The sequence below is a fragment of the Spirillospora sp. CA-142024 genome (assembly GCF_050942325.1).
In the GTDB taxonomy this organism is placed as follows: domain Bacteria; phylum Actinomycetota; class Actinomycetes; order Streptosporangiales; family Streptosporangiaceae; genus Spirillospora.
Genome location: NZ_CP192077.1, coordinates 1,075,816 through 1,090,303 on the forward strand (window position 1 = coordinate 1,075,816; position 14,488 = coordinate 1,090,303).

At 68.2% G+C, this 14,488-nt stretch carries 16 protein-coding genes; 6 read left to right on the forward strand and 10 right to left on the reverse strand.

Going from position 1 to position 14,488, the window contains the following annotated elements; translation table 11 throughout:
• Positions 1-38: 38 nt before the first annotated feature.
• The 5 genes from ACQPZP_RS05390 to ACQPZP_RS05410 form a co-directional block, all read right to left on the reverse strand.
• The gene (locus ACQPZP_RS05390; protein WP_433476519.1) at positions 39-362 is read right to left on the reverse strand and encodes a hypothetical protein; all 324 of its coding nucleotides are present in this window, start codon (positions 360-362) and stop codon (positions 39-41) included.
• Positions 363-365: 3 nt separating this feature from the next.
• The gene (locus ACQPZP_RS05395) at positions 366-1,424 is read right to left on the reverse strand and encodes an alpha/beta fold hydrolase (protein WP_433476520.1); all 1,059 of its coding nucleotides are present in this window, start codon (positions 1,422-1,424) and stop codon (positions 366-368) included.
• 106 nt (positions 1,425-1,530) lie between these two features.
• Entirely contained in the window at positions 1,531-2,457 is a 927-nt protein-coding gene (locus ACQPZP_RS05400) for a helix-turn-helix domain-containing protein (protein WP_433476521.1), read from the reverse strand.
• Positions 2,388-2,894: a DUF6879 family protein gene (locus tag ACQPZP_RS05405; protein ID WP_433476522.1), complete on the reverse strand. Its 507-nt coding sequence runs from the start codon at positions 2,892-2,894 to the stop codon at positions 2,388-2,390. The genes ACQPZP_RS05400 and ACQPZP_RS05405 overlap by 70 nt, the downstream gene beginning before the upstream one ends.
• The gene (locus tag ACQPZP_RS05410) at positions 2,875-3,141 is read right to left on the reverse strand and encodes a hypothetical protein (RefSeq protein WP_433476523.1); all 267 of its coding nucleotides are present in this window, start codon (positions 3,139-3,141) and stop codon (positions 2,875-2,877) included. Before ACQPZP_RS05410 ends, ACQPZP_RS05405 begins: the two co-directional genes overlap by 20 nt.
• A gap of 417 nt (positions 3,142-3,558) precedes the next feature.
• On the opposite strand from ACQPZP_RS05410, the gene ACQPZP_RS05415 reads away from it, so the two are divergent.
• The 5 genes from ACQPZP_RS05415 to ACQPZP_RS05435 all read left to right on the forward strand — a co-directional run bounded on the left by ACQPZP_RS05415 (position 3,559) and on the right by ACQPZP_RS05435 (position 8,127).
• Positions 3,559-3,888 (forward strand): trypco2 family protein, encoded by a 330-nt coding sequence (locus ACQPZP_RS05415; protein WP_433476524.1) that lies wholly within the window; start codon positions 3,559-3,561, stop codon positions 3,886-3,888.
• A gap of 40 nt (positions 3,889-3,928) precedes the next feature.
• Complete coding sequence (locus tag ACQPZP_RS05420; protein ID WP_433476525.1) at positions 3,929-6,379, forward strand: hypothetical protein; 2,451 nt, start codon at positions 3,929-3,931, stop codon at positions 6,377-6,379.
• The gene (locus tag ACQPZP_RS05425; protein WP_433476526.1) at positions 6,373-7,290 is read left to right on the forward strand and encodes a tetratricopeptide repeat protein; all 918 of its coding nucleotides are present in this window, start codon (positions 6,373-6,375) and stop codon (positions 7,288-7,290) included. The genes ACQPZP_RS05420 and ACQPZP_RS05425 overlap by 7 nt, the downstream gene beginning before the upstream one ends.
• Before the next feature lie 279 nt (positions 7,291-7,569).
• Complete coding sequence (locus tag ACQPZP_RS05430) at positions 7,570-7,959, forward strand: hypothetical protein (protein WP_433476527.1); 390 nt, start codon at positions 7,570-7,572, stop codon at positions 7,957-7,959.
• Between the two features lie 9 nt (positions 7,960-7,968).
• A complete protein-coding gene (locus ACQPZP_RS05435; RefSeq protein ID WP_433476528.1) occupies positions 7,969-8,127 on the forward strand; it encodes a hypothetical protein in 159 nt (52 codons plus the stop codon).
• Positions 8,128-9,181: 1,054 nt separating this feature from the next.
• On the opposite strand, the gene ACQPZP_RS05440 is transcribed toward ACQPZP_RS05435, so the two are convergent.
• Genes ACQPZP_RS05440 through ACQPZP_RS05460 form a run of 5 tightly spaced genes read right to left on the reverse strand, consistent with a single transcriptional unit; the run spans position 9,182 to position 13,330 of the window.
• The gene (locus ACQPZP_RS05440) at positions 9,182-10,861 is read right to left on the reverse strand and encodes a tyrosine-type recombinase/integrase (RefSeq protein ID WP_433476529.1); all 1,680 of its coding nucleotides are present in this window, start codon (positions 10,859-10,861) and stop codon (positions 9,182-9,184) included.
• Complete coding sequence (locus ACQPZP_RS05445; protein ID WP_433476530.1) at positions 10,862-11,113, reverse strand: DNA-binding protein; 252 nt, start codon at positions 11,111-11,113, stop codon at positions 10,862-10,864.
• Positions 11,110-11,574, reverse strand: coding sequence for a hypothetical protein (locus ACQPZP_RS05450; RefSeq protein ID WP_433476531.1), 465 nt, complete (start codon positions 11,572-11,574; stop codon positions 11,110-11,112). Before ACQPZP_RS05450 ends, ACQPZP_RS05445 begins: the two co-directional genes overlap by 4 nt.
• Positions 11,571-12,464 carry a TRM11 family SAM-dependent methyltransferase gene (locus tag ACQPZP_RS05455; RefSeq protein WP_433476532.1) on the reverse strand — a complete coding sequence of 298 codons (894 nt, stop codon included), beginning with the start codon at positions 12,462-12,464 and terminating at the stop codon, positions 11,571-11,573. Before ACQPZP_RS05455 ends, ACQPZP_RS05450 begins: the two co-directional genes overlap by 4 nt.
• The gene (locus ACQPZP_RS05460; RefSeq protein WP_433476533.1) at positions 12,461-13,330 is read right to left on the reverse strand and encodes a hypothetical protein; all 870 of its coding nucleotides are present in this window, start codon (positions 13,328-13,330) and stop codon (positions 12,461-12,463) included. The genes ACQPZP_RS05455 and ACQPZP_RS05460 overlap by 4 nt, the downstream gene beginning before the upstream one ends.
• Before the next feature lie 745 nt (positions 13,331-14,075).
• Between ACQPZP_RS05460 and ACQPZP_RS05465 the strand changes: the two genes are divergently transcribed.
• The gene (locus ACQPZP_RS05465) at positions 14,076-14,369 is read left to right on the forward strand and encodes a pilin (RefSeq protein ID WP_433476534.1); all 294 of its coding nucleotides are present in this window, start codon (positions 14,076-14,078) and stop codon (positions 14,367-14,369) included.
• The last annotated feature ends 119 nt before the right edge of the window (positions 14,370-14,488 follow it).

Below are 14,488 nucleotides of genomic sequence, written 5' to 3' on the forward strand. Positions count from 1 at the left end.
AGGCGAAGCTCCAACTCGGAGACTGGTCTACAGGCATCTCAAGAGTGGCGGGTAAGACGTGGGGGAACCTCTAGCAGCACTCCCCGGCCGCTGGCTGCCGTGCGTTCCTTCACCCACGTGATCGCCTCGTGCAGATGCTCAGCGTCGGCCGGCGCGACCGGTTCGTACACCCACAGCCGGTCACCGTCGTCAGCGCGGGGACCGCAGCGGAGCGTCACCGCCCGGTCTCCTTCGATGGTGAGCACATCGCCTGCCAGCTCGGCGGCGATGCCGTGCGCTCGTAACGCGTTGTGGATGGCGTGCAGGCGGGTGCGCCCGGCGGTCTCGGTCTGGTCCGTGCGGCGCGGGGTGTCAATGCCCATCGGTCACTCCTGGTCAGCGGCCAGTGCGGCGCACATGTCAGCGACCGCGTCGATGATCAGTTCTGGTTCGTCCCACTGCACGTTGTGTCCTGCGCGCTCGGCGACGATGAGCTTGGAGTTGTACGACAGGCTCGCCAGGTCAGCCTGAATCCGCGCCCACACCTGCGCTCGACGACGGGCGAATTCGCTGACATTCGCATGCCAGGAGGGGCTGTAGGCGGCGTAGCTGTCGGGGGCGGGTGACGCGCTCGCGGAGATCACCACCAGCGGCATGCCGCCGAAGTGGCGCCGTTCACGCCGCAAGGTCTCCGTACTTTGGGGGAGGCGTTCCATGACATCGGCGCGCCGCATGCCGCTTGTCAGCGCGGTGAACACCTCGGTTTCCACCAGGTCTGGTGGGACCTTCCGCCGGGCCTTGTCGTGATAGGAGGTGTCCAGGCCGGCCCTGATCCGCAGCCGCACCAGCCCGCGCGGTGTCAGCAGCTTCGTGGCCGCGTCCTTCCACCAGCGCATCGGTCCGTACCGCCACCAGCCGAACTCTTCGTGCAGCCAGTCGTTGTTCTCGCTCGGGGCGTCCACCAGCACCATTCCGGCGACCTGATCCGGATGCCGGTTGGCGTAAAGGCGGACCACCTGGCCGCCCAGCGAGTGCCCGACGAACAAGAACGGGCCGCACTCACCAGCGGTGGCAAGAGTGTTGTGCAGCTCGTCGGCGATCCGCGACGGGGATCGCCACTCCCACCACGGCGCCGCTTGGCTCCAGCCGACCCCGGCTCGGTCGTACAGGACCACGCGATGGTCGTTGACCAAGGCGCGCTGCATGTGGGCCCAGTGGATTCCTGGACTGCTCATGCCGGGGACGATCACGACCGTGGGTGAGCCCTCGCCCTCGGCCCACACGTGCACGCGGCGGCCATTAACGTCGACGATCCGGCCCGGTGGAGGAAACCGGCGCCGGTCAGCGCGTTCGCTCAGCACTTGATAGGTGGCGGAGGCGGCAGGACCGGCGACGCCGAGGCCTGCAGCAATACAAGCGAGCAGGCGGCGGGAGGCGAAGGCCACGGGACCCCTTCCTCGTGGTGTTCAGAGACGTTCAGATCCGTTCTGACAACGAGAATTCACCCGCCGTGGCCAGCAGGTCGAGGATGTTCCACCAGATTCCACGAACTCAGGGGAGCCGTCCGCGCGCCATCTCGATCAGCTCTCGTGCGGGGGCCCCATAGACAGCCATGCGCCGCAGGCCGTCGAACACCTTCAGGTAGTACGCGATTTGATCCTTGCGCCGTGTCTCCATCGCCACTGTCCAGCAGTCCGACCGGACGACGCTCTCATCGAACATGTAGAAGCCCTCCTTGGACAGCACTGTCCGGTCCGTGCGAGGAGGGATGATCCCGAAAGCCACATGCGGCATCCGCGTGACCTCGATGAGGAAATCGAACTGTGCAGCCATCACTTCGGGACCGCCATGTCCGACGTCCAGTACGCCGGCCTCGATCACGAAGTGGAAGGTGTTGCGCCCCGTAGGTGCCGTCAGGAGCGCTTGCCGGGCCATCTTTGCCCGCGCCGCCGAGCGGGCTTCCTCGACTGGGCGGCCGTGCATCCGCGCGGACGTCTCCATCGCCGCCGCCGCGAAATCCTCGGTCTGGAGGATGCCGGGGATCGCCGTGGACTCGTAGACGCGCATCAGCGCCGTCGCCGCGTGCTCATCGGTGCGCTGCGACTGGATATGCACCAACCCGGCCTTCATCTCCCGCTTGTGCTCGCGGAACATCCGGCTGACCTCCCGCCGGGCGGCGATCAGCTCAGGGATCTGCTCCGGTGCACCGCACGCCTGCGCCCACGTCCAGATGTCGGGTTCCCTGATGTTCTGGAGGCCGTTCTCGATCCGGGAGATCTTCTGCGGGCTGAAGCCGGTGGCGGCGGCGAGCTGCCGCCCGTTCAGTCTGGCGTCCAGGCGCAGGTCACGGAGCCGGATACCGAGCGCTTCACGGGCGGCAGCCTTAGGGTCGGTCATCTGACAACGGTTCAGGCCAGCGGTGTGTAGTCCCTGTGCGGCACAGCGACCGCCCACGCCGCTTCGAATGCGTCCCGGCATCGTGCTACCAGCGCCGGGTCGTCGTCCCACTGCTGCCCGGCCGGACCGTCCTCGCCATCGTGCAGGTTGAACATGACGAACGCGCCGTCGATGACGAACATGTCGTTGCCCGGCAGGAACAGACTGGACGCCAGCCGACGGGGCAACCAGCGGATGTCTTCCCCGGCCTCGACCAGCTGGGAGGAGAACTCATAGGCCCCGCGCATGTACTCCGAAGCCGGTTCGGAGATCGTCTTGATCCGGCGCATCACGACCCCTGCCGCAGCCCGCGCTGCGGTCGCTTCCACAGCCTGCGCTCTCACCGCCTTCGCCGCCTCGGGGTCAGCGGCACGTCGGCTGATGTCGATGCCGTAGCGATCGCGCAGCTCCAGCTTCCACCTGCTCGCGGTCGCGCCCGCGACAAGCTCGTTACGCCGGTCAGCCGAGATCGACTCCATACTTCTCCTTCGCGTAGGCGCGGACGAACATGTCCACGAGGTCGTCGCCTACCTCCACCCCCACCTCGGTCGGTGAGGGCTTGCGGAGCTGGGACCGGACGTGCGGGTCGTCGCGCAGCTCGCCCTGCCACAACCATGTGCCCCTGTTGGTGATCTGGTGGACGGCTGGGCAGGTCTCTGCGGTCTCCGATTCCGGCCCGCAGTAGTAGGACAACATGATCGGGTCGTCATGGCTGGGGTGTTCCACAGGATTCCACCTTTCGATCGGGCAACCCGACCTTCACCCGCCAGCCGTCCCCGGTCAACCCAACCGCTGGGAATGCCGCGGCACGGCAGTCACGGTTTGTCCGTTCGGCCAGCGACCGGGGAACGACGATGCCGCCCGAGTCGTCGCTGATGAGCCACCTGCGGGAGACGACGTGTGTCGCGTTCGACCGCGTCGGGTTCGACTCGATCAGCAAGTGGATACGGTATTTGTGATCTGGCCTGACGCGGATCATTGAGTTAACCAGCGCGTTTGCGGGGGGAACCTCAAAGCGCATATGGCTGTGGTCGGCGCGGTGCACGTCAATGCTCCGTCGCTGTTTCTCAATACAGCGGGCACAGACCGGGTGTACCTTATGCGCGGTGTAGCTGCTCTGTTCGGCGTAATGATGGGGCGAGCGTGGAGATTGAGCTGGGGGATGCGGTCGCTGCGGTGCGTGAGGAATTGCTGCACGCGGCGGCGCGCGGGATCGGGCAGCCAGTGGAGTTTCTGGTTGGTCCGATCGAACTGGAGTTCACCGTGGAGTTGCGTCAGGACGCCAAGGCCAAGGCGGGGTTCAAGGCGTGGGTAGTTTCCGGCGACGCCGAAGGTGGTCTTTCACGGGGCCGGACACATCGGGTGTCGATGACCTTGACACCGATCCGTCCAGGCGGCGGTGACTGGCTCGTGGCCGGTGCCCCGGACCGACCGGACGGTCCCGGCAACGTCTCAGACACGATCGGACGCTGAGCACGGCCGAGGTGATGGCACTGTCGCAAACAGGTGGTGAGTGGGGCTCGGGGTGGAGTGGGAACGTCTGACGGCGGTTACCGGTGTGGGCGGGCCGGGCTCTGGGTATCTGGTGGCACCGCGGCTGGTGCTGACCTCGGCCCATGTGGTCGGCCAGCAGGGCGCGATGGCCATGGTGTTTCGGCCCGGTCGCCTGGGTCGGTTCGCGGGTCGCGTGGTGTGGTGCGGCGCCCCGGGTGGCCGCGACGATGCCGCCCTGGTCGCGATCGACGACCCGGGCTGGGCGCCGGTGGACGGCGCGGTGCGCTGGGGAAAAACGGTCACGCACCGACCTGGGCTGCGCTGTGAGTGCTGGGGTGTGCCCGAGGTGATGCAGCGCGTCGGTCGCCCAGTGGATACCGCGCAACTGACCGGCACACTCAACCCCGGTGACGGGATGGCCAGCGACCGATACTTGGTCCGTTTGGACGGCCACCCGCCCGCTACCGGCGAGGATGGGCGTTCCCCGTGGGGTGGGTTGTCCGGAGCCGCGGTGTTCTGCAATGACCTGCTGGTCGGGGTGATCGCGACCGACCCTGCTCCGTTCGGGCACTCCGTGCTGGAGGCCGTGCCCGCATACGTGCTGCACCATGATCTGGAGTTCCGGTCGGTCCTGGCGACCCACGCTCCCGCGACCGTGATCGAGGCCGCGGAGCTGACCAAGCTGGCCAGCCTCGAACCCACCTCGCACCCGCAGGGTGCAGTGGTCTCACCAGCGGAGATGCTGACCGCTCGGCGAGCCGTAGTTGGCTTCCGCGGCCGAGCCGAGCTGCTCGAGCAGTTGCAGACGTGGGCCCACCAGCCAGGTGTCGGGGTGTGCTTGGTGCACGGCCCTGGCGGTCAGGGCAAGACCCGTCTGGCCCGCCGATACGGCGAGCAATTTACCCAAGACACCGCAGGTGGGATCGTGCTATCGCTGGACCCCGCCGCCCCAGCCGAGAACCTGGCAGTGATCGCGGACAGCGTCGTGCCGGTGCTGGTCGTGGTGGACTACGCCGACTCTCGACCCAGTCAGTTGACGGCGCTGTTGACGGCGCTGGCCACCCGCCGTCGGTCGCCCGCGGTGAAGGTACTGGCGTTAGCCCGCACCGCCGGGGACTGGTGGAGCCAGCTCGCCGACGCCAGCGAGGCGGTGGACACGCTGCTGGATGCTGCGATCATGATCGCGCTGCCGCCACTGGACGCCACCGACACCGCCCGCCAGGACGGTTACCGGGCAGCTGTGGGCGCGTTCGCCGAAGAACTGTCCCGTCAACCCGGACCTGCCGAGACCGACTGGCTGGCACGAGCCGCGGCGCTGGTCGATCGAGCGCTGCCGTCTACGACGGCGGCATGGACAGTATTGGCGATCCAGATGACTGCCCTGGCCGACCTGCTCGACGCCACTACCGAGCCCGGCGGGTCCGAAGGTAATCGGCCGGAAGCGACCGTGAGCGGACGTGGCGCAGAGCGTGGTAAGAGCCCGGAGGAGCGGGTGTTGCGCCATGAACGCCGCTACTGGCGGAACACCGCCACCGCCGCCGAGGTCTTTCCCGACCTGAACATGCGCACGTTGACCGATGCCGTCGCCGCAACTGTCCTGCTGCTGCCCCCGACGCCGGACCAGGCCAACGACTGGCTCGCGCGGATCCCAGGGCTGTCCGATCAGCCGCCGGATCGACGCGGTCGGGTCTGCGCGTGGTTGGCTGGCCTGTACCCGGCCGCCGGCCCGTATGCGTTCGGCCAGTTGGCACCCGATCGGCTGGGGGAACACCTGATCGGCACCCTGATTGCCGACCAGACCCGAACCTCGATCGCCGAAACCCTGGCCACCCACGTCGACGGCGAGGACGCGACCCGATGGGTGAGCATCTGCACCCGAGCCGCCGCACACCCCGGTCTCGGTGACCGCGTGGGCGAGCTACTGACGCGGATGCTGGGGAAGCATCCCGCGACCGTAGCGGTGGCCGCGCTGAATGTGGCACCCGCATTGGAAACACCCGAGCCGCTGGTGCATGCACTGGAACGCCTCGTGCGCAATCCGGCCACGCCGACCGCCAGTCTGACGAGCGTGGCCGATGCTCTGCCGAAGTCCAGTCTGCTGTGGGCGGACACCGCAGGGGAACTCCTTCGCCTGCTAGTAGCCCGTAGCCAGCCTGAGGCACCCGACGAGACCGTTATGCAAGGCAGGCGGCAGCTGGACGCACTCGGAGCCGACCGCATCCAATTCGCAAACGAGCTCACCGGGATCGCGAACGAGGTCGCCGAGTCGCAAGGCTTGCGTATCGAGTGGTCTCGATCCGACCGCGCCTGGCACCTGTTCAACCTCTCTACCCGGTTGGCGGAAGCGGGTCGGCCGGAGGAGGCACTGGCTGCGAGTGCTGAGGCCGTCCAGACGTTTAGACAATTGGCTGAGGGTTCTGGAAATCAAGAGTCACTTCCCCGGAGCCAAGACACAGACGAGGAATGCTGATGCAGGATCCAGGACAGCTGGCTGGACTCGCCAAGACCCTGGGCAACCACTCCAACAGGTTGGCGGAAGCGGGTCGGCCGGAGGAGGCACTGGCCGCGATCGCTGAGGCCGTCCAGATCTTGAAACGACTGGCCGCAGCGGGCCAGGACGCCCTCCTCCCCGACCTTGCCGGGAGCCTGAACAACTATTCTGTGCAGTTGGCAAACGTAGGCCGACGGAGGGAAGCGCTCGCTCCAAGCGTCGTGGCCGTCCAGATCTACCGAGGACTGATCAAAGCGGGCCAAGACGCATTGCTACACAACTTCATCATGAGTCTGGGCAACCACTTTAACCAGTTGACGGATTCGGGTCGGCGCGAGGAGGTGCTAGCCGAGAGCACTGAGGCCGTCCAGAACTTGAGACGACAGGCTGAGGCCCGTCCGGACGCCCTCCTCCCCGACTTCGCCAAGAGCCTGAACTGCCTCTCCAATCAGTTGGCAGCCTTGGGCCGACCGGAAAGGGCCCTGGAGGCGACCACTGAAGTCGTCCAGATCTACCGGCAACTCGCTAAGGCGCATCCGGCCGCCTTCCTCCCCGGCTTGGCCGGGTACCTGCATAACCTCGCTATGGCCTTGGCCACGTTGAACCGGTGGGGGGACAGGAACGGGCTGGACGCGATCACCGACGCTGTCACCATCCGACGACAACTCGCTGAGGAGCGTCCGGATGCCCACCGGCCCGACCTCGCCAGGAGCCTGAACGACCGCGCTATCTGGCTGGCGATCTTGGGCCGACGTGAGGAGGCACTGGACTCGATCGACAAAGCCGTCATCATCCGAAAGCAACTTGCGAAGACCCGGCCCGCCGTCTATCAAGGTGAACTCAATAAGTCACTGCACGTACTTTCCGTGCTCAATGACGACCGCACGTAGACCTGCGCTTGGCGAGCATTTCTCGCTCGAGATTTGGCAGATTCGTGAGTCGCTCCTGGAGCCCGGTGTGGGGCTGACACCCGCCGATCCGGCTGAGTTTCACGCGACCGGGCCGGGCATAACAGGTCAGTACTCCGGAGTCAGGCCCAAATCGCACATGGGTGTCCCAATGTGGGTTCGTAAAGACCAGCGGTGTGATCGTGGACTACATCGGCTTGGCCGCGAGCCAGGGCGGTTCGGCTGCTGAACGATCTGCCGTCCTCGGCCGGGCCGAACGGCGTGCGGGCCGAGCTCGGCGGCTTCTACGCCGGCGGGCGGCGCAAGCTGCTGGTGGTCTTGGAGATACCGGCGATCGGCGCGCTGGGCTTGGCCGAGGTGGCGAGGCTGGAGTTCACCTGGGTGGAACTTCCTGCGGTCACCGAGCACACCGTGACCGTTCCGGTGCACGTGAACGTGGTGCCGGGGGACGAGGCGGCGGGGCGGATCCCCGATCCGGTGGTGCGCACCGAGGTCGCCTACCTGCGGACGCAGCAGGCCAAGCGGCGGGCATCGGCCCACTTGTCGCAGGGCGACACTCAGGCCGCGCTCCGCGAGATCGGCGACGCGCAGGCGCTCAACACCGCCGCCCGTGCCCAAGCCCCGGCCGAGCTCGCCGACGATCTGGCCTAGGAGGCCCAAGTGCTCGACTACCTCCAGCAGGAGATCGAGCGCGGTGAGATCAGCCGGGCTGCGAAGTACTCCTCCCAGGACAGTGCCATGAAGGCGGGCAACTCCGGCCAGTCCGGTTACCAGCCGCGCCCCTCCTACCGGCGCAGGAAGCATGACAACGAGCAGTGACGCACAATTCTGGCCGCGTGACCGCGTCCTTGGGCCACGTCCGCACCGACTAGCGGCCCGTCTCCTGCCTCGGCATCGTCGCCGGCAGCGCGGCCATGCCCGGCGGGTCACCAGGCTGGAACCGTGACGGCGTTCTCAACCCGCCCATAGGCTCGCCCGTTCGCGTCGCAGCCGCCGTCGGCTCGTCGCAGTCAAATTCGGCCAAGGTGAGCGCAGGCCCAGATCTGCGTGCCCTCGCGCCCGCCGGGACGGAGAGGTTGCTGGTCCTGCTGGAGTCAGGAGATGAGTGCCATCACGACTCCGCTGGCGTCGATCCTTAGGTGGCGCATTCATCGCCACAGTCGGCGTGCCTGATTGTGATGTGATGATCGCTGTTGGTAGCCAGGGGGGATGACGAATGGTCGACCTTCCACGCCGTATCGGCGCGGTCCGCTGGAGCCTGATGAGCCGTGGCGCATCAAGCCGCGTGTCAGTCACCGTCGGCAACGCGACCGCCGCCGGGCGGCTCCTGCGATCCTCGGTGTGGTCGCGGTTGCGGGGCTGACGGCGATGTCTCAGTTCGTGAACTGGTCGGATGTTCGAGCATCGTCGCGTGCAGCCCATCCGGTGAGCGCGAGGACCCAGGTGGCTGCTCCGCTGGTGCCGGACGTCGGGGCAAGGCGTCCTGTGACCGCGCCCTCGTCCCCGCAACCCCGGCATCCGTCTCGGCACGAGGGTGAGCATCGTCCGAGACGGACGGCCGCCGCCCCGCCGACGCCGGACTTTCTGTCCCGCAGCGAGCCGCGGAAGCCCCGGTTCCGCGCACCAGAGGAGAAGCCTCGTGAGCACGCTGATCATTTCCGCCCCCGCTCCCGGCAGCACGCCCATAAGCCGCGTCGAGGACGCCGGGCGCCGGCGTGGCTGGGTCGGGAGTGCCGTCGCCGGTTCCCGAACGACCGCATCCGTCAGGCCGCCTGCGTATCGGCTCTGCGCGGGTATTTCGGCTGATTGGCGTCACCCGAAATACCCGCGCTGCCGCGACCGAGCGCCCAGCTAGGGCCCGGTTGGTGCCTGGTTAGGATGCGTTGGCTGCGGCGGCCGGTCCGGTGGCTTCGCCCTCGTCCTCGGCCGTTCCGCGCTCTGGGGCTGGTGGTGCTGGTATCTCGGTGACCTTGGCGCGGGGCGGTCTGCGGCGCGGGCTGTGGGCGCCTAGGACGACGGCGGCGGCGTCTTCGGCCGACTGCCGCGCGAGTTGTGGCAAGACGCTGGTGTAGATGTCGGCGGCGATGGCCAGTGACGACAGGCGCAGGGTTTCCTGGACGACTTTGAGGTCGTATCCGGCGGCGAGCAGGAAGGTGGCGGCGCCGTGCCGCAGGTCGTGCAGCCGGACCGGTGGCAGCCCGGCCTCCATGGACAGTTGTTCGAACTGCTCGGTGACTTCGTTGGGGTCGACCGGGCCGCCGGTGGGCGTGGTGAACACGAACCCGGTCTCGGTCCAGGCGGCGCCGGCGGCGAGCCGCTCGGTGTTCTGCCTTGCCTTGTGGGCGTGGAGCTCCTTGATGGTGGTTTTGTCGAGGTTGATGGTGGCCTCTCCGGCGTCGGTCTTGGGTTTGCCTTCGAAGGTGTCAGGACCGATCTGGGTGATCTGCCACCGGATCGTCGCGGTGCCGCTTGTCAGGTCGAGGTCGGCCCAGCGCAGCCCGCACGACTCTCCGCGCCGCAGCCCGCGAAAGGCGATCAGGTGGAACTGCGCGTACAGCCGGTGGCCGCGGGCGCGTTCCAGGAACGTCCGGGTCAGGGCGGGCGTCCAGACCATGACCCGCGACGGGCGTGGGGCGCCGATGTAGGCGTCCAGCCGGTTGATGTGCTGTCCGATCCGCTTGTGCGGCTCGAGCCGGGACAGACGTCGGCGGCGGGAGTTCATCGTTTCGATGTGCGCGGCGAAGTCGTGCTGCCATTGGGTGATGCGTTCCTCGGTCCACACCAGCGCCTTGGGTGCCTTGCCCGAAGGGAGTTCGACCAGGGCGGCGACGTTGATGTCGATAAGGCGCTCGCGGACCGCCTTGGCCAACGCTGAGCGCAGGGTGGCGCGGATGCGGTGCTTGGTGGCCGCGCCGACCACCCGCTGCCCCTTGACTTTGGCGCGCAGTTTGAGGTCGAGGGTTTCGCGGGCGCGGGCGACCTGCTGGTTGCGTTCGTCGATGGCGTCGAAGACACGGTCGACGTCGCCGACCCGTAGCCGGTTCAGTGGGATGTGCCCAAGGTGGGGGTTGAGGTAGAGGCGGATGTGTTGGGCATAGCTGCGGCGGGTGCCCTCGCGCAGGTGGCGGCGCCCGACCAGCCACTGGTCCAGGTATTCCCCCACCGTCACCGACCGGGACAGGTCCTGCCCGGTGCGGACCTTGCGCCGGACCTCCTCTGGTTCGGGCAGCTGCTTGGTGGCCTTGACCGTGGCGGCGATGAGGTCGGCGATCTGCACTCGCGCGGTCTCGTCGTCACCGGCTATGGCCAGGAGTTCTTTGGCCCGGTTCATTTCGGCCTCGGCGTCCTCCTGGCGGGTGAATCCTTCTTTGCGCAGCGGGCTGCGGCGGGCGCCTGCGGCGGTCGGTGGGAGTTCCAGCTGGTATTTCCAGGTCCCGTGGGCGCTGTTCCAGCGGCCGTTGCTGCGGCGCAGCTTCGGGCAGTTCTTACCGAGGCGTTTGCCCTCGTCGCTGCGGCATCCGCAGGTCTTGAACGTGCTTCCTTTGGCGATCATTCAGTTCTCTTTCTGATGGTGTGCAGGCTGCCCGCCGGGGGTCGGCTGGTCGCAAGCGAGTCCGAGGACGGTGAGCAGGTCGGCGGTGCACACCCGGTAGCTGCGCCCGACCTGCAGTACCCGGCAGGGGAAGCGGCCGGTGCGGGCGAGCTGGTAGGCCTTGGTGCGTCCGACCCCGAACACCCGTCCCGCGGTGACCAGATCGATGGTGGCGGGCAGCGAACGGATCTCCGCCGCAGTCAGGTCCTTCACCGCACACCACCACCACCAGCACCCGAGCCGGCCCGGCGGCGGATGGTGGTGTGGGTGGCATGGGCGTCCTCCAGCGGATCGGTGTCGTCCAGGTGGCTGAGGCGGCACGCGACATCCTGCGGACGCCCGTGGCCTTGCAGTCCGGAGCGTCGGTATGCACGCTCGTCTCCGCCCCGCCGGTCAAGCCCCCGCCTCCAGTGCGGTCCGGGGGGCTGGAGGACGGTGACGGGCGGGGCGATGAACTGTGGCGCGCCGGGTGAGGTGAGGTGCCAGGCGCGGCCGCACCGGTAGGCGCGCAGCCGGACCCCGGGCGCGGCGACGCGAGCGGCATGGCGGGCCTGGCGGCGGGAGCCGTAACGGGCCCGGCCGCACGCGCCGCACAACCCGAGCTGCAGCCCCGCCAGCATCTCGGCGACACGGTCACCGCCACGGTCACCGCCAGTGCGGTAGCAGGTCGTCATCGGTGGCCTCCCTGAGCGTCGTTCTGTGACGCGTCGCGCTGGAGAAGGACGAGATCTTCATGGGCGCACGCACAGGCCGGGACACCACGGTCGCGGGCGCGGCGGGTCTCGAGCATCTGGAAGAAGGAGGCGCGGTTGACCAGGGCGCCGTTGCGTAGCCCGGCCAGTAGCGCGACGTGCCGGCCGACGAGGGCCAGGCCGTGTTTCTGGGCGGTGTCGATGACCAGGCCCGGCAGGTCGAGCAACTCGCCTTTGACGCGGATCGGGCGGACGGTGACGGCGATGACACCGCCAGGGCAGAGCAGAGTGGCGCTGCCGGCCAGGATGCGTCCGAACCCCTCCAGCAGGCCGGACAGGGGCTGGTGGGCAAGGTTGCCGCGGTCGGTGGAGTAGCGGTGGTTGCTCTTGAAGATCTTGGCGCCGCCGTTGTCGCGTCCGGAGTGGATGTGCCCGTGAGTGTGGGAGCCGTAGGGCGGCGAGGTGAGCACCAGTGCCGCCTTGCCATGCAAGCCCGAGTAGATGGCGGCGATGTTGCGGGCGTCGCCGCACACGAGTTGGGGTGCGCCGGTGGCGCCTTGGGCTTGGGCGTGGCGCAGGTTGTTCAGGGTGAGGTGGACGAAGTCGGGCTCGTACTCCACCCCGGCCGCGTCCCGGCCGAGGTGGATCGCCTCGACCAGGGTGGTGCCGATCCCGCACATGGGGTCGATGACCAGGTCTCCGGGGCGGGTGAATGCCTCGATGACGGTCGCGGCGATGGCGGGCAGCATCTTGCCGGGGTGGCGCATCGACTCGGGGGTATAGCGGCCGCGGCGCTGCAGCCTCGATGGACGCTGCCCGGTCGCCAGCACCGACGCCAGCATCTGGTTGCGGGAGTGCTCAGGGTGAATCAACGCGTTCCCTCTCCATGCGGGCCTTCGGAATCGGGTGAGGTCGCCGGCGTGTGCTTGCTGAACAGGGAGACCGTGGCGTGGACGGCGACGGTGGGCGGTAGGGCGGTGGAGCGGGTGTCGCGGAGTTGCGCGAGGTCGGTGGGGCCGGCCTGCACGACCAGTGCGTCGCCCTCGATCGGGACGCGCAGCGCGATGACGTGCTGGGCGTAGCGGAATCCGAGGCTTTGGGCGTGGCGGATGATGCGCGGTGCCGGATCGATGAGGCGCCCGGCCTGGTGGCGCGCCGTCGTGATGACCGCCAGGATTCCGCCGGGGGCCAGCACCCGCCACGCCGCGGCCAGGAACAGGCCGAGTTGCTCGCTGGAGAGCATCCACAGGTCCGCCCGGCACGCAGGGCAGCCCGCACCGGAGGTTCGCCTGGGGGTGTGGCCGCCGGTCTCGTACGGCGGCGGGGCGGCGATGACCAGCGAGACCTCACCGAGGCGATCGGCCAGTCCTCTGGTCATCTGGTCGGGCCGGACCGGGCGCATCTGCACATGCGCCAGCTGCCGCTGGTCCAGGGCGGCGCGGAGCCGGGTGCCAATGTGCTGGGCGAGCGGGAAATGCGGGACCAGCGCGATCGCGCGGCGGTCGAGTTCGGCGGCGGCGACCAGAGTGGCTTCGCTGGTCGTGAAGCCTTCGATGATCAGGTCGCCTTCGCTGGTGCAGTTGCTGATCAGGTGCCGCGCCAGCTGGCGGCCCACGGCCTGGCGGTGGTGGACGCAGATGCCGTCGCCCGGCATCGACCGGTTGGTGCGGGCCTCGATTCGAGCCGCCGGTTCCTCGATGCGGGCGTCTGAGCAAAGCCAGACGGTCAGCGGAACCATGCGCCGCCGACTGGCGGGCCCGGTGTTGGTGGTCGGTGGGCGGTTCGGGTTGGACGGTGTGTGGTTCATGTGCTGGGTGACCCGAGACGGCCACCCGATCCCCGTGCACCCTTTAAACACCGCCGGCAGGCCCGATTTTGGCCTGCCATCTCTCCCATGATCCGGTCAAGATCACCGGCCGCGCTCTTGACCCGGCCCCCTCGGCAGACAGCGGTGCAAAGGTCCTCACACGCGGACGGGGGCGGGGCGGAGCCGCGTTCGCAGGCACGGAAATGATCGTTGATCGACGTCAAGTCTCGGCAATATCTGCCGGCGGCGAGGCCAATTTCGGGCCCGATCGCGGTGCTTAAAGGGGGCCAGCCGCGATCACCGGCGAGCGGCGAGATCCCGTGGGCGAGACGTCCGACCCGGTCCCCGCCGCGCCCAAGCCGTCACTCGTGTTCTGAAGGAGGACACCCGCAGCCCCGGGGCCACATCGCTCCCGGTGACCGCCGGCTGGCAGCCGACATCCGTTCCCAAGCAGTCCGGAGACGCTGCCATGAGCACCCACAACAACCCGCCCCGAACCATCCGCCGCTCCGCCGCGCACCAGCCCGTCGACGAGAACGCTCGACGCCGCAACCGAACCAGCCTTTCCACCACAACCTCATCGGTTCCGCCGTCCTTCGCGGGCTGGACACCTCGCCCTCGACCGCCTCGGCGGCGGCTGGTGGCCGCTTCGGTTGTGTGGACGGCCGGATGTGTGGTGACCGCGCTGCTGGTGCCCGGCGTAGCCGATGCCAGCACCCACCTCGCCGCGCCCGCTTCGTTGAAGGATGTGATCAACAACCTGCGGAATGTGATCGTGGGTCTGCTGGTGGGGTTGGCGACGTTGTTCGCCACGATCGGCGGGGTCCGCTACATGCTGGCCGGCGGCGATCCCGGTGAGGTCGAGGCGGCCAAGAAGACGCTGCGATACGCCGCGATCGGGTACTCGGTCGCGGTGCTGGCGCCGCTGCTGGTCAAGATCCTCCAGGGCATCGTCGGCGCCCCCTCGTGACCAGCACGACGAACCCGCCTACTTGGCCGCACAGATCTGTGGCCTCCACCATCGCAGTAGCACTGCTGGTCGTGCTGACGGCGAGCGTGGTGCTTTGTGTAGCGGCCGGGCCGGTCTGG

What these genes read in the sequence shown, in the direction of transcription:
- ACQPZP_RS05425 (WP_433476526.1), top strand. Translation starts at nt 6,373, where the DNA reads ATGCTGATGCAGGATCCAGGACAGCTGGCTGGACTCGCCAAGACCCTG.
- ACQPZP_RS05440 (WP_433476529.1), bottom strand. Translation starts at nt 10,861, where the DNA reads ATGATCGCCAAAGGAAGCACGTTCAAGACCTGCGGATGCCGCAGCGAC.
- ACQPZP_RS05450 (WP_433476531.1), bottom strand. Translation starts at nt 11,574, where the DNA reads ATGACGACCTGCTACCGCACTGGCGGTGACCGTGGCGGTGACCGTGTC.
- ACQPZP_RS05400 (WP_433476521.1), bottom strand. Translation starts at nt 2,457, where the DNA reads ATGCCGGGACGCATTCGAAGCGGCGTGGGCGGTCGCTGTGCCGCACAG.
- ACQPZP_RS05390 (WP_433476519.1), bottom strand. Translation starts at nt 362, where the DNA reads ATGGGCATTGACACCCCGCGCCGCACGGACCAGACCGAGACCGCCGGG.
- ACQPZP_RS05460 (WP_433476533.1), bottom strand. Translation starts at nt 13,330, where the DNA reads ATGGTTCCGCTGACCGTCTGGCTTTGCTCAGACGCCCGCATCGAGGAA.
- ACQPZP_RS05405 (WP_433476522.1), bottom strand. Translation starts at nt 2,894, where the DNA reads ATGGAGTCGATCTCGGCTGACCGGCGTAACGAGCTTGTCGCGGGCGCG.